Annotated in this window: 10 protein-coding genes; 4 read left to right on the forward strand and 6 right to left on the reverse strand. The window is 61.6% G+C overall.

Going from position 1 to position 12,138, the window contains the following annotated elements:
• Nucleotides 1-43: 43 nt before the first annotated feature.
• From JG739_RS25890 to JG739_RS25910, 5 genes are all read right to left on the reverse strand, one after another.
• Complete coding sequence (locus JG739_RS25890; RefSeq protein WP_202363994.1) at nucleotides 44-1,708, reverse strand: cbb3-type cytochrome c oxidase subunit II; 1,665 nt, start codon at nucleotides 1,706-1,708, stop codon at nucleotides 44-46.
• The gene (locus JG739_RS25895) at nucleotides 1,705-3,147 is read right to left on the reverse strand and encodes a cbb3-type cytochrome c oxidase subunit I (protein ID WP_202367642.1); all 1,443 of its coding nucleotides are present in this window, start codon (nucleotides 3,145-3,147) and stop codon (nucleotides 1,705-1,707) included. Before JG739_RS25895 ends, JG739_RS25890 begins: the two co-directional genes overlap by 4 nt.
• A 137-nt stretch (nucleotides 3,148-3,284) precedes the next feature.
• A complete protein-coding gene (locus JG739_RS25900; RefSeq protein WP_023798298.1) occupies nucleotides 3,285-3,749 on the reverse strand; it encodes a c-type cytochrome in 465 nt (154 codons plus the stop codon).
• A gap of 11 nt (nucleotides 3,750-3,760) precedes the next feature.
• Entirely contained in the window at nucleotides 3,761-4,906 is a 1,146-nt protein-coding gene (locus JG739_RS25905) for a metallophosphoesterase family protein (RefSeq protein WP_202363995.1), read from the reverse strand.
• Nucleotides 4,907-4,996: 90 nt separating this feature from the next.
• Nucleotides 4,997-5,695, reverse strand: a complete 699-nt coding sequence (locus JG739_RS25910) for a carboxypeptidase regulatory-like domain-containing protein (RefSeq protein ID WP_342216467.1) — start codon at nucleotides 5,693-5,695, stop codon at nucleotides 4,997-4,999.
• Nucleotides 5,696-5,889: 194 nt separating this feature from the next.
• Between JG739_RS25910 and JG739_RS25915 the strand changes: the two genes are divergently transcribed.
• The 4 genes from JG739_RS25915 (at nucleotide 5,890) to groL (ending at nucleotide 9,946) form a co-directional block, all read left to right on the forward strand.
• On the forward strand, nucleotides 5,890-6,495 hold the full coding sequence (locus JG739_RS25915; RefSeq protein ID WP_202367643.1) for an SCO family protein: 606 nt from the start codon (nucleotides 5,890-5,892) through the stop codon (nucleotides 6,493-6,495).
• Between the two features lie 79 nt (nucleotides 6,496-6,574).
• Nucleotides 6,575-6,817, forward strand: a complete 243-nt coding sequence (locus tag JG739_RS25920) for a hypothetical protein (protein WP_202363997.1) — start codon at nucleotides 6,575-6,577, stop codon at nucleotides 6,815-6,817.
• 152 nt (nucleotides 6,818-6,969) lie between these two features.
• Nucleotides 6,970-8,247, forward strand: coding sequence for a 5-aminolevulinate synthase (gene hemA / locus JG739_RS25925; RefSeq protein ID WP_202367644.1), 1,278 nt, complete (start codon nucleotides 6,970-6,972; stop codon nucleotides 8,245-8,247).
• Between the two features lie 55 nt (nucleotides 8,248-8,302).
• Nucleotides 8,303-9,946 carry a chaperonin GroEL gene (gene groL / locus JG739_RS25930; protein ID WP_202363998.1) on the forward strand — a complete coding sequence of 548 codons (1,644 nt, stop codon included), beginning with the start codon at nucleotides 8,303-8,305 and terminating at the stop codon, nucleotides 9,944-9,946.
• Nucleotides 9,947-10,220: 274 nt separating this feature from the next.
• Here the strand turns inward: groL and dxs are convergent, their stop codons facing one another.
• Nucleotides 10,221-12,134, reverse strand: a complete 1,914-nt coding sequence (gene dxs, locus JG739_RS25935; protein WP_202363999.1) for a 1-deoxy-D-xylulose-5-phosphate synthase — start codon at nucleotides 12,132-12,134, stop codon at nucleotides 10,221-10,223.
• Between the last annotated feature and the right edge of the window lie 4 nt (nucleotides 12,135-12,138).

A 12,138-nucleotide genomic window follows, 5' to 3' on the forward strand; every position in this document is an offset into this window, starting at 1 on the left:
TGGCGCCCGCATACGGTCCGGTGACTTCAAAACCGAGCATTCGCTAACCTCCGGCGGGTGCCTGTTTCTCGCCAGGCGGCGCTGGCGGGCCGGACGCGGGCACCGACGGATCGGGCACATAGGCTCGCTCTGGCTTGTCAGCGACCAGTTCCAGATCGTTCAGCGCCGCGCGGGCCTCCTGCTTGATCGACAGGGGCTGCAGCGAGAGCGGGTCTTTATAGGCGGAAAGCGCCACCACGAAATAGGAAAGTGCCCACCGGTCCTCGTCCGGAAAGGAATCCCGATAGGACGGCATCGGCGTGCCGCTGAGGCCGGTAGTTATCGTCCGGAAGATGTCTTCGACGGCCGGGCCAGACTTGAATTGGCCGCTGGTGAGGTCGGCCGGCGGGGTGGCGAACCCGATATCATCCTTGAGGCCGGCAGCCTTTTCGCCGTCGCCCTTGCCGCCTTGGCCGTGGCATTCCCAGCACTTCGCCACCTGCCAAACCTCCTTGCCACGGTCCAGCATCGTCTGGGACGGGGTCGGCGGGCGCCCGATATACAACGGTGGGCCAGGCGGCTCCTCGACGAAGAAAGCGTAAGGACTGGCGGGGTCGGAACGGTCAACCGCCAGCTCGTACTTGATGTACTGGATCACCGCCAGCCGATCGTTGAGCGGCAGTTCGTACCAAGGGGGCATTGCCGTGCCGCGGATGCCGCGAGTAATGGTGCGCAGCATGTCGCCGTCCGTGGGCAGGGGCTCCTTTGTCAACCTGAACTTGAAGACTGCGGACGTGAAGTCCCTGGGCCGCTGGTTAAACATAAAGGTGGCGGCCGGCCCGTTGCCGTCGCCTTTGGCACCGTGGCAACCGATGCAACGACGCTCATAGACTTCCTTGCCATAGGCAATCCATTCCTCGGAGCGCGGCATGGTCGCATCCATGACCTCCAGGCTTTGCGGCTCGAAAAGATCGCGCCATTTACCGCGGTTCATGCCGAGCTTCTGGACGTAGGAAACGAGCGCCGCCAACGATTCCGTCTCCGCCGCGATGCTGACGATTTCTCCTGTGTATTCGTCATTCGGCGTCAGGATGATCGGCTTTCTTTCGCGCGCCTTCAGCGGCACGAACAGCAACCCGTATGCATTCGGCGTCAGCTGGATGGCTTGCTGGCTGTCGAAGTCGAACAGGCCTTCGGTGACCTCTGTCCTTTCCAGGGTCCGATTGCCAGCGCCGTCGTCAACGATACGGACGGCTGCATCGGGCTCATGGAAGAGGCCGCGATACGGCGCCATTATCGAGTCCGGCACCAGCATCCGCGGATTGTAGAAGTGCGCCAGGTGCCACTCGTCGCTGTATTTCAGGCCGACGCGCGTCAGGTCCGGCCCGATCCGGCGTGTACCTAACAGGTGCGGCACGTCATAGGCGTATTCGCCCGCCTCGCTGACCGGCCCCCAGCGGCGGATCTCGCCGGTCACCGGCCGCACGAATTGCGAATGGCAGTACCAGCAGCCTTCGCGCAGATAAATGTTGCGGCCGCGACGCTGCTGCTCGGTGTAGTCCGTCGCCTCTGCAACCGTCCATTTCAGCTGGCCGAAATCCGTGCGCACAACCGAGGTCACGCGCGTAGTACGCGACGACGGCTCCACGAAGGGCAGCACGCCCTGCGTGACCACCGCAAGGGTGATGCAAAAGACGCCGGCGAACAGCGCGAAGAAGCGAACGTTCACTGCGCGGGCCCTCTCGCCGGGGCCGGGATAGGCGCCTCCACCGGCCTGCGGGCGCGTCGCGCCTCAGCCGCCGGGCTGGTCAGTGCGGTCAGCATCAGATTCACCACCAGCAGCGACATACCGATATCCATGCTGATGCCTGCCAGGGTCCGCGCCAGCCAGTAGGGCTTCACCCAGACGAGCGAGTCGAGCCATTCGACCCCATTCATCCATTGATAACCCTGCTGTAGCCCGCCCGCTGTGAGGACCAGGCCCATGGTCGAGATGCCGACGGTGATCAGCCAGAACGACCAGTTGCCGAGCTTGAAGGACCAGAGTTCGCGCCCGAACAGCCGCGGCCAAGTATAGACGAGGCCACCCATCGCCCAGACGACGAAGGTGCCGAACACGGTGAGATGCGAATGCGAGATGACGAAATCGGTGAAATGGGTCGGCTGCTGCAGCTGCCGCAGCGCCTCGGTCGAGCCCTGGAAGCAGCCGACGAGATACATGAGCGAGCCCATGATCAGGAACTTCGCCGGCAGGTTCCTGCCGAACTCATGCCACTTGCCCATCATGGTGCCAAAGAAGTTCACCAGCACCGTCCACACCGGAATGATCAGCAGCATCGACGTGACGACGGCCAAGGTCTCGGCCCAGTCCGCGATCGGGCTGTAGAGGTAATGGTGGATGCCGACGAACGGGTAAAACAATGCCAGGGACCAGAAGCCTACCAGCGAGAGCTTATGAGCATAGAGCGGATTTCGCGCGCTGATCGGCAGGAAATAGTAGATGATCACGTAGCCCGCGGGCGTTAGCCACAGCCCGACGATGTAATGGAGATAGAGGCCATGGAAGGCGGCGCTGTTGATGCCCGAGATCGTGTACGGCAGGATGAAGCTTCCAAGCACGAAGTTCATCGTCGTCCACACGAAAGTGGCGATCAAGTACCATAGCGCGACATAGATCGCCGGCTCGAGCCTTCGACTGATCGTGATCAGGAATTGCGCGGTAGCAACAGCCACTACGATGAAGAATGCGACCTTCGCATAGAGCGGAAACTCTCCGGCTTCCAAACCGTCACTGTCGCCGAACAGCAAGCCGACCAAACCGGCAAGCGTTGCGACGTTCCAGACCCATGCGAGAAGAACCGACCACTCCGACCATATCACCCGCACTCCCGACAGACGCGGCACGAGATAATAGCAAAGGCCGATGAAAAGCGTCGAGAAGGCGCCGAAGATGACACCGTTGACGTGGACCGGGCGCAGCCGGCCGAAGGTGAGCTCGAGGTTTCCCGATCCGAGATAGTCGGGGTAGTTGAAGGTGCTCGAGATCAGGACGCCGACGGATGGTGTCACCATCAGCCAGAACATGCCGAAATAAAGCCAGGTCCGCACGACCCGGTTGTCGACCAGCGCATCCAGGTCCACATTCGCGAACTTGCCGCGCAGCTCCATCCCAGTCTCTGCCAATGCATAGACCTCCGCGCGGTTCCGGGCCGCACCACTGCTTCAATTCACCCTTCCCCATCGAGGTGTCACCCCGAGGATTCGCTTCGCGCTCCCGTGAGGCAGGCCCGCGGCTATCGACGAGACTAGTACTTGCCTGGCACCAACACCGAGCCGGTGTTCGACCAGGTGATGTACGCCTCGAGCGCCTTCATCGCCTCCGATTCGGGATCGATCTTCTCGCCCTGGTTCGGTTTCTCGATGCACCAGTTGATCATGTCGCGCAGTGTCGCGAACTTGGCCATCGACTGCTGAAACTTCGGGAACGCGTGCGGGTGGGTATCGGAGGCCATCGGATGGCACATGGCGCAGGCCCACCCGGTGGTCGACAGTTTGACGCCCAACTGCTCCGCCATCGCCGCATCACCGTGGAACAGGAGGTCTCCCTTCCTGACCTCCTCCATGAACGCCTCTTGATAGAGTTTCAGCTGCTTTGGCGTCACCGGATCCTTGTTGGCACTGGCCGGCCCGACGACGACGGCAGCTGCGACGACCGCTCCGGCGACGGTGGAGCGCCTGAGAATGCAGAGGAATGTCGATGTGTTTATCATAGCCACCCCCTTTATGGATTTGCCCACGGGTACTGATTGTCGGCAATGCGTGGCCGTATGATCTCCTCAACGCTCTTGTCGTGGTCCTCCGGCGACTGGACGAACACCTCCTTGCGGCCCCACATGATGTACTCGACATCGACCTTGTCGTCGGCGTTGACGCTCACGGTTTCCCAACCGACTCCGTCGAAGGGATCGCCCGGATCGACACGGATCATCGGCTTGGTCAGCTTGGGCACGCCTTCCGGCGCATACGGCCACGGCCAGGAGGTCGCCAGCATGCCGATCGACCGCATGCTGCCGATCTCGTTGTAGAGCACCTGGTGCACGTGACCGTGGATGTTGGTGACCTTGGTATAAGGCTTCAGCACGTCATTCACTTCGCGCCAGTCGCGCACCCAGAAGTTCCAGGGCGGGTAGTACTCGTACAGCGGATTATGGCTGAAGATGACGATCGGTTTGGACTTATCCCAGTCGGCGAGTGTCTTCTGCATCCAGTCGAGTTGCTCGCGGCCGACGCCGGCCCACGCGCCGGCGACCGTGCCGTCGAGGGTAGCCATATGGCCCATGCGCTCCTCTGGCGTCATCTTCTTCGCTGTCCAGTAGTCCGGCCCCCGGCTGACCGTATCGAGTCCGATGAAGCGCACGCCCTTGTGATCGAAGGTCCAGTTGGGTTGGCCGAACAACTCGCCCCACTTCTTGCCCATATCCAGATACCAGTCATGCTCGCCCGGGATGTAATACTTCTTGATCTTCAGATCCTTGAGGAGCTCAACACCAAGCTCAAGTTCCTCGATCTTTCCGAGCTGGGCCAGGTCGCCGCCGAAGATCAGGAAGTCGGCCGGCGGATCCATGGCCTGGACCTCTTGCACGGCGCGCACCACCTTGTCGACGAAGCGCGTGTTCAGCGATCGCGGATAGAGATGGGTGTCCGAAATCCAGGCAAACTTGAAGGGCGCTTCGGCGGCGTGAGCGACGTCGATGGTGTTGAGCAGCGGCCACCACGCGAAGGTCTGGGCGACGGAAGCAGCGCCGAACAGCAGTGATCTGTGAATGAAGGTGCGGCGGGTGATTTGGAGCGAGTCGTCGGGGCGTATTCCAGGCTGCTGCAGCACCGCATGCATTTCGCGCCGAATGCGGTCAAGCTCGTCAGACATCAGGGTTCCTCCTCAGTGCAGACCGTTTCTTAAAGCGTCGGTCTTCTCGCAGGAACGCGACCCTGTTGAATCAGTGGGCCGCCGATTTTCTTATTTTTTCAGTTCAATCGTCAGACTGGTGGCCTTATTCTCCTCTACGGTTACGGACTGCTCGATGGGCCCGGTGAAGGGGTGGATCGCCACGAGCTTGTAGTTCCCAGGCGGAACATCGGTTATGCTGAACTTGCCGTCGGCGCCGGTGACCGCGTAGTAGGGATTGTCCACCACATAGACCCAGCCTTCCATCCAGCCATGTGCGTCGCAGTCGATCCGGACAGTGCCGGCACGCTTCAGTTCGACCGGTATGCGCTGGCCCTTATTGGGCAGCGCCAAGTTGAAGGCGGTGCGCTTGCCATAGTAGCCGTGGGTGTTGTGGAGGATTGGGTCGCTGTTGATCACCTCCAGCGAACCGGCCGGTATCATCTGAACCGCGGGCTCAAAGCGACATTTGAGGTTGTTAAGCTCAGGCGGCTTTCCGGGCTCCGGCCAGGCCTTTCCCTGTGCCACGTCGACCAGCTGCACCGCCGCGTTCAGCACGGCCTGATCGCTGCCGACTTCGATCAGCGGCTCCTCGCGGGGGTCGCCGCACACCTCGATATCCTTGGTGGGGATGATCTTTGTTGTCGGCACGTCGCCGCGGTAGACGATCGTACCCTCGATCGTTCCGCCTCCCGTAACCGGGCCCACTTCGTAGGCTTGCGCAGACGCGGAAATTGTCGCAACGAAAGTGATCGCCGCTAGACCGCTCATCAATTCGCGAATCGTCATAACAGCCGCCTCCTTCTAGAGAGATGAGGGGCAACATTTAAAAATAGAGCTAAACCGGTACCATGTCTAGCCATTCAGCAACAAAATATGATAAAGTGCGATAGTTTAGGCGAGTTTGTTAATCACAAACACACGCGGGGGTCGGTGCGTCATTCTCGAAGTGCCGGAGGTACTTGATGAAGCGGCGGCATGCACTCCTCAGCCCCTGGGCCTACGGTCCGCATATCCTGTTCTGCATCATATTCGCAGCGGCCCTGTCGATCTGCCCACCGCTCGTGCGGGCCGACACGGCGCCTGTGACGGTCGGTGGCCCATTCACGCTCACGGCGCCGGACGGAACGACGGTCACCGATGAGACTTATCGCGGCAAATGGCTGCTGGTTTTCTTCGGCTATACGTCTTGCCCCGACATCTGTCCGACGACGCTGTCCTCAATCGCCGCGGCGATTAAGGAACTCGGCCCCGACGCCGCAAAACTGCAACCGCTCTTCATCACCGTCGATCCCGAACGCGACACGCCTGAGGTGATGGGAAGCTTTACCGCGGCGTTCGATCCGCGCATCGTCGGCCTGACCGGCAGCCCGCAACAGATCGCTGCAGTTTCAAAGGCATATGGCGCCTATGGTGTGGCGCGCCAGGGCGAGGCGGGCGATAACGACTACCTGATGGATCACGGCACCTACATCTACATCATGAACCCACGGGGGCAATTCGTGGAGGGTCTAGACTCTGACACACCAAGCAGCGGTATTGCCGCTGCATTGGATGAATTGGTGCGATGACACGAGCCCTGGCATGACGGAGATCACGATTATGCAGTTGATCAATGCATAGAAGTTGTCATCCGGAAGGAGAGCGGCCATGCAAAGGCATACAAAGGAAGCTTCGGAACTTAAGGCATTGATCCTCGCGGATCTTCATAAGGAGCCGGGATGCGAGAACGTCACCGATTTTGTGATTCAGCGGCTCGAAACCAAGGAGAACGGGGCAAACTGGACTGTCAAATATCTGGATCCCAATCAAGATAAGGTCTGCGAGACGATTCTGATAAACATAGCGCGAATGCTGCAGCTCAACTTCGACCTTCCTGAACGCGGGTCGTGAGGAACGGTGCGAGCGGGATCGGCGCGCATCGCGCTTCGACATCGTTCGTATGCAAGCAGGGGAATCGGGCGATGGCGGAATCCACAGCGTTGCACACCGGCAAACCTGGCGGCGTAAAGAACGTCATTGCGCCGCGGCGATTTGGACCTCTGATGACCGGAGATGCGGGCGATAGGGCCGATGGGCAAGGCAGTATCCTGGTGCCAAGCAATACGAGTTATGACGGTTTCTTTGCGGATGCGATCGCGCGTCTGCAGGAGGAACGGCGCTACCGCGTGTTCGCGGACCTTGAGCGCATCGCCGGGCGCTTTCCCAATGCCGTGTGGCATTCCCCGCATGGACCGAAGGACGTCGTGATCTGGTGTTCCAACGACTATCTCGGGATGGGACAACACCCAAAAGTGGTCTCCGCCATGGTGGAGACTGCTAGCCGCCTGGGAACCGGGGCCGGCGGGACGCGCAATATCTCCGGCACCAGCCATCCGCTCCTAGAGCTCGAGAGCGAGCTTGCCGATCTCCACGGCAAGGAGGCGGCACTGGTCTTTACGTCCGGCTATGTTTCGAACCAGACTGGGATCTCGACCATCGCCAAGCTGATCCCCGGTTGTCTGATCCTGTCCGATGCGCTCAACCACAATTCGATGATCGAGGGCATCCGCCAGTCCGGTACGGAGAAGAGCATCTTCCGCCACAACGACGTCGATCATCTTGAGGAATTGTTGAAGGCAGCGGGTCGGGATCGGCCAAAACTCATCGTCTTCGAAAGTCTCTATTCGATGGACGGCGACGTCGCGCCAATCAATCGCATTTGCGAAATCGCCGATCGTTACGGCGCAATGACCTATCTCGACGAGGTCCATGCTGTGGGCATGTACGGCCCTCGCGGCGCCGGCATCGCCGCGCGCGACGGCGCCATGGACCGGATCGATGTGATCGAAGGCACGCTCGCCAAGGCCTTCGGCTGCCTCGGCGGCTATATCACGGGAAGTGCTGTGCTGATCGATGCGGTTCGTTCCTATGCTTCGGGTTTCATCTTCACCACCGCGTTGCCGCCGGCGATCTGCGCCGCGGCCACAGCGGCGATCCGGCATCTGAAAACCTCGCAGTGGGAGCGCAAGCGCCAGCAGGACCGCGTCCGGCGGGTCAAGGCGGCGCTGGGTGCCGCTGCGCTGCCGGTCATCCTGAGCGACACCCATATCGTGCCGGTGGCAGTCGGCGATCCGGCGCATTGCAAAGCGGCGAGCGACCTGCTGCTGAGTGATCACGACATCTATATCCAGCCGATCAATTATCCGACTGTGGCGAAGGGAACTGAGCGGCTGCGCATCACGCCGACACCCTGTCATGAGGACATCATGATTGATCGGCTCGCGGCAGCTTTGTTCGATGTCTGGAATCGGCTCGGGCTACCACGGAACAATCTCGCCTGAGCGGCCGAATGAAGCTTCGCCGTTCCCCGAAGATTAGGTCCTAGGGATCAAGGAAATGGCTGCCAAGGAGATCATGTTTTCGTTCGAGGCTCGCGACAGAATGCTGCGCGGCATTGGCACCCTGGCGAATGCGGTGAGCGTCACGCTTGGCCCGCGGGGGCGCAACGTTGCGATCGGCAGGGAGCACGGCGCGCCGCGGGTCACGAAGGACGGCGTGACCGTCGCCAGGGAAATCGAACTCGACAACAAGTTCGAGAACATGGGCGCCCAGATGGTGCGTGAGATAGCAACAAAAACCTCCTATCAGGCCGGCGACGGCACGACCACCGCCGTCGTGCTCGCGCATGCGATCGCCCGGGAGGGCGCCAAGGCGGTGGCAGCTGGCATGAATCCCATGGACCTGAAGCGCGGCATCGATCTCGCGGTCGAAGCCGTCGTCGCGGAACTCAAAAACAAAGCCACGAAGGTCACCTCGAACGTCGAGATTGCGCAAGTAGGCACCATCTCGGCCAACGGCGACAGGGAGATCGGCCGCTGCCTCGCCGACGCCATGAAGAGGGTCGGCAATGACGGCGTGATCACTGTCGAGGACGGGACGTCGCTCGAAACCGAACTCGAATTCGTCGAGGGCATGCAGTTCGACCGCGGCTATATCTCGCCCCATTTCATCACCAATCGCGCAAAGATGCGGGTCGAGATGCAGGATGCCTATGTCCTCATCAGCGAGAAGAAACTGTCCAGTCTGGACGAAATACTGCCGCTGCTGGAGAAGGTGGTGCAGGCCGGCAAGCCACTGCTCATCATCGCCGAGGATGTCGAGAGTGAGGTGATGGCGGCGCTGGTGGTCAACAAGTTGCGCGGCGCTCTCAAGGTTGCAGCCGTGAAGGCGCCGGCCTACGGAAACCACCGCAAGGCGATGCTGCAGGATCTCGCGCTGATGACCGGCGGAACGGTGATCTCGGAGGATTTGGGCATCAAGCTCGAGCATGCTTCCCTCGATATGCTCGGGCGCACCAAGAAGGTGATGATCGACAAGGCAAACACCACGATCGTCGGCGGCGCCGGCGAGCGGGAAAGAATCGAGGCCCGCATCGCTGAGATCAAGCTCGAGCTTGCGGAAGCCACCTCCGATTTCGACCGCGAGAAGCTCCAGGAGCGGCTGGCCAGGCTCGCCGGTGGCGTCGCCGTTATCAGGGTCGGCGGTGCAACCGAAGTCGAGGTCAGGGAGAAGAAGGATCGCATCGATGACGCGATGAACGCGACAAGAGCCGCGGTTGCAGAGGGCATTCTCCCCGGCGGTGGGGTCGCCTTGCTGCGCGCCGGCAGGGCGCTCACGAAGCTCAAGGGCAGCAACGAGGACCAGCAGGTCGGCATCGCGATCGTCAGGAAGGCGATCACCTGGCCGGCTCGGCAAATCGCGATCAATGCCGGCCTGGAAGGCTCGGTCGTCATCGCCGGGATCCTCGAAAACGACGACAACGCCTATGGCTACGATGCCCAATCGGGCGTGTACGGAGATCTGGTGTCAAAGGGCATCATCGATCCGGCCAAGGTGGTGCGAGCGGCGCTCCAGGGCGCAGCCTCGGTGGCAGGCCTCCTCATCATGACGGAGGCCATGGTGGCCGAAGTGCCTGGCCCGCCGCCGCCGGAGCTTCCCGGTCACGAGCATCATCATCACGATATGGATTTAGATTTTTGACCGCTTCGCGATCGTAATCCGGGTTCGCGGCAATCAACAATGATCTCGTTCGCTATCGAGGTGAGACAGTCGTCGAGGATCACGGTATCCAAGGTCGGCTCATGGCGCTGGTTGCTCATTTCCAGTCGCCAATCGAACGGCACGAGACCACCCATTTCGGCCCTTCACACATGGCCGCGAGACCAGAGACGCCGTAGGCGAATGCCAACTGACAACGCAAACAGTCAGTTATGACCGCCGGTCGGCGAACTGTGCAAGCCGTTGAGATTTTGATTCAGGCGCTTTGCGCGCTGGCGGTGCGTCCCAGCGCCACGAACACGGTGCGCACGATACCGGCGGCATCAAGCCCGGCGTCGGCATACATCTTTTCGGGCTTGGCGTGATCGACAAAAGTGTCGGGCAACACAAGCGGGCGTACCTTCAGGCCGTTTTCCAGCAGCCCTTCATGGGCGAGGAGTTGCAGCACATGGCTGGCGAAGCCACCGATCGCGCCCTCTTCCACAGTTACCAGCACTTCGTGCGAGCGCGCCAGCCGCCGGATCAGGTCCTCGTCGAGCGGCTTGGCGAAACGAGCATCGGCGACCGTGGTGGAAAGCCCGGCCGCGCCGAGCTCCTCGGCCGCAGCCAGGCAATCCTGCAGCCGCGTGCCGAAGGAAAGCAGCGCAACCTTGGTGCCCTCCCTGACGATACGGCCCTTGCCGATTTCGAGAACCGAGCCACGCTCCGGCAGGTCGACGCCGACGCCGTTGCCGCGCGGGTAGCGGAAGGCGATGGGGCCTTCATTGTAGCTTGCCGCCGTGCGCACCATGTGTCGCAGTTCCGCTTCATCCGCCGCGGCCATGACGACGAAACCGGGCAGCGTCGCCAAAAAAGTCGTGTCGAAGGCGCCGCAATGGGTCGCCCCGTCAGCCCCGACGAAGCCGGCGCGATCGATCGGGAAGCGCACCGGCAGTTTCTGGATCGCCACGTCATGGACGACCTGGTCGTAGGCGCGCTGCAGGAAGGTCGAATAGATCGCCGCGAAAGGTTTGAAGCCTTCGGTGGCAAGGCCGGCGGCAAACGTCACCGCGTGTTGCTCGGCGATACCGACATCGAAGGTCCTCGACGGGAACGCCTCGCCGAAGAGGTCGAGGCCGGTGCCGTTCGGCATGGCGGCGGTGATGGCGACAATGCGATCATCTTCGCGGCCTTCCTGGACCAGGCTTTCGGCAAAGACCTTCGTGTAGCTCAGCGCGTTGGCCGGCGCCTTGGCCTGCGCGCCGGTGATGACGTCGAATTTGTTGACGCCGTGATATTTGTCGGCGGCCGCCTCGGCCGGTCCATAGCCCTTGCCCTTCTGGGTCACGACGTGGATCAGCACCGGACCGTCGGCATTGTCGCGGACGTTCTTCAGTACCGGGATCAGGTGCTCGAGATTGTGACCGTCGATCGGCCCGATGTGATAAAAACCCATTTCCTCGAACAGCGTGCCCCCGGTGACATAGCCGCGCGCATGCTCGACCGCCCGCTTGATGGCGCGATCGGCGCGCTCGCCGAGATAGGAGGTCAGCTTCTTGCCGAAATCGCGCAAGCCCAGATAAGCCTTGCCCGACGCCAGGCGGGCCAGGTAGGCGCTCATCGCGCCAGTCGGCGGAGCGATCGACATGTCGTTGTCGTTGAGGATGACGATCAGCCGGGCATCGAGCGCGCCGGCATTATTCATAGCCTCGTATGCCATGCCGGCCGACATCGCGCCGTCGCCGATAACAGCAATGACATTGTTGCGGCCCCCGGAGAGATCGCGTGCCATTGCCATGCCGAGGCCGGCGGAAATCGAGGTCGAGGAGTGGGCGGCGCCGAACGGATCGTATTCGCTCTCGGCGCGCTGGGTGAACCCGGACAGGCCGCCCTCTTGCCGCAGCGTGCGGATACGGTCGCGGCGGCCGGTCAGGATCTTGTGCGGATAGGCCTGGTGACCGACGTCCCAGATCAGTCGGTCGTCCGGCGTGTTGAAGACATAGTGCAATGCCACCGTCAGTTCGACCACGCCAAGGCCGGCACCGAGATGTCCGCCGGTGTGCGACACGGCGTCGATCAACTCGGTGCGAAGCTCCGATGCCAATTGCGGCAGAGCTCCTGCGTCAAGCGTCCTGAGGTCGGCCGGGATGCGGACCTTGTCGAGAAGTGGCGTATGGAGCTTTGCGTTCACTGGT

It is taken from the genome of Mesorhizobium sp. L-2-11, assembly GCF_016756595.1.
GTDB lineage: Bacteria > Pseudomonadota > Alphaproteobacteria > Rhizobiales > Rhizobiaceae > Mesorhizobium.

Excerpts from the sequence above, each read along its gene's own strand:
- JG739_RS25895 (WP_202367642.1), bottom strand. The coding sequence starts at position 3,147 with ATGGAGCTGCGCGGCAAGTTCGCGAATGTGGACCTGGATGCGCTGGTC.
- JG739_RS25900 (WP_023798298.1), bottom strand. The coding sequence starts at position 3,749 with ATGATAAACACATCGACATTCCTCTGCATTCTCAGGCGCTCCACCGTC.
- JG739_RS25905 (WP_202363995.1), bottom strand. The coding sequence starts at position 4,906 with ATGTCTGACGAGCTTGACCGCATTCGGCGCGAAATGCATGCGGTGCTG.
- JG739_RS25910 (WP_342216467.1), bottom strand. The coding sequence starts at position 5,695 with ATGAGCGGTCTAGCGGCGATCACTTTCGTTGCGACAATTTCCGCGTCT.
- JG739_RS25915 (WP_202367643.1), top strand. The coding sequence starts at position 5,890 with ATGAAGCGGCGGCATGCACTCCTCAGCCCCTGGGCCTACGGTCCGCAT.
- JG739_RS25920 (WP_202363997.1), top strand. The coding sequence starts at position 6,575 with ATGCAAAGGCATACAAAGGAAGCTTCGGAACTTAAGGCATTGATCCTC.
- hemA (WP_202367644.1), top strand. The coding sequence starts at position 6,970 with ATGACCGGAGATGCGGGCGATAGGGCCGATGGGCAAGGCAGTATCCTG.
- groL (WP_202363998.1), top strand. The coding sequence starts at position 8,303 with ATGGCTGCCAAGGAGATCATGTTTTCGTTCGAGGCTCGCGACAGAATG.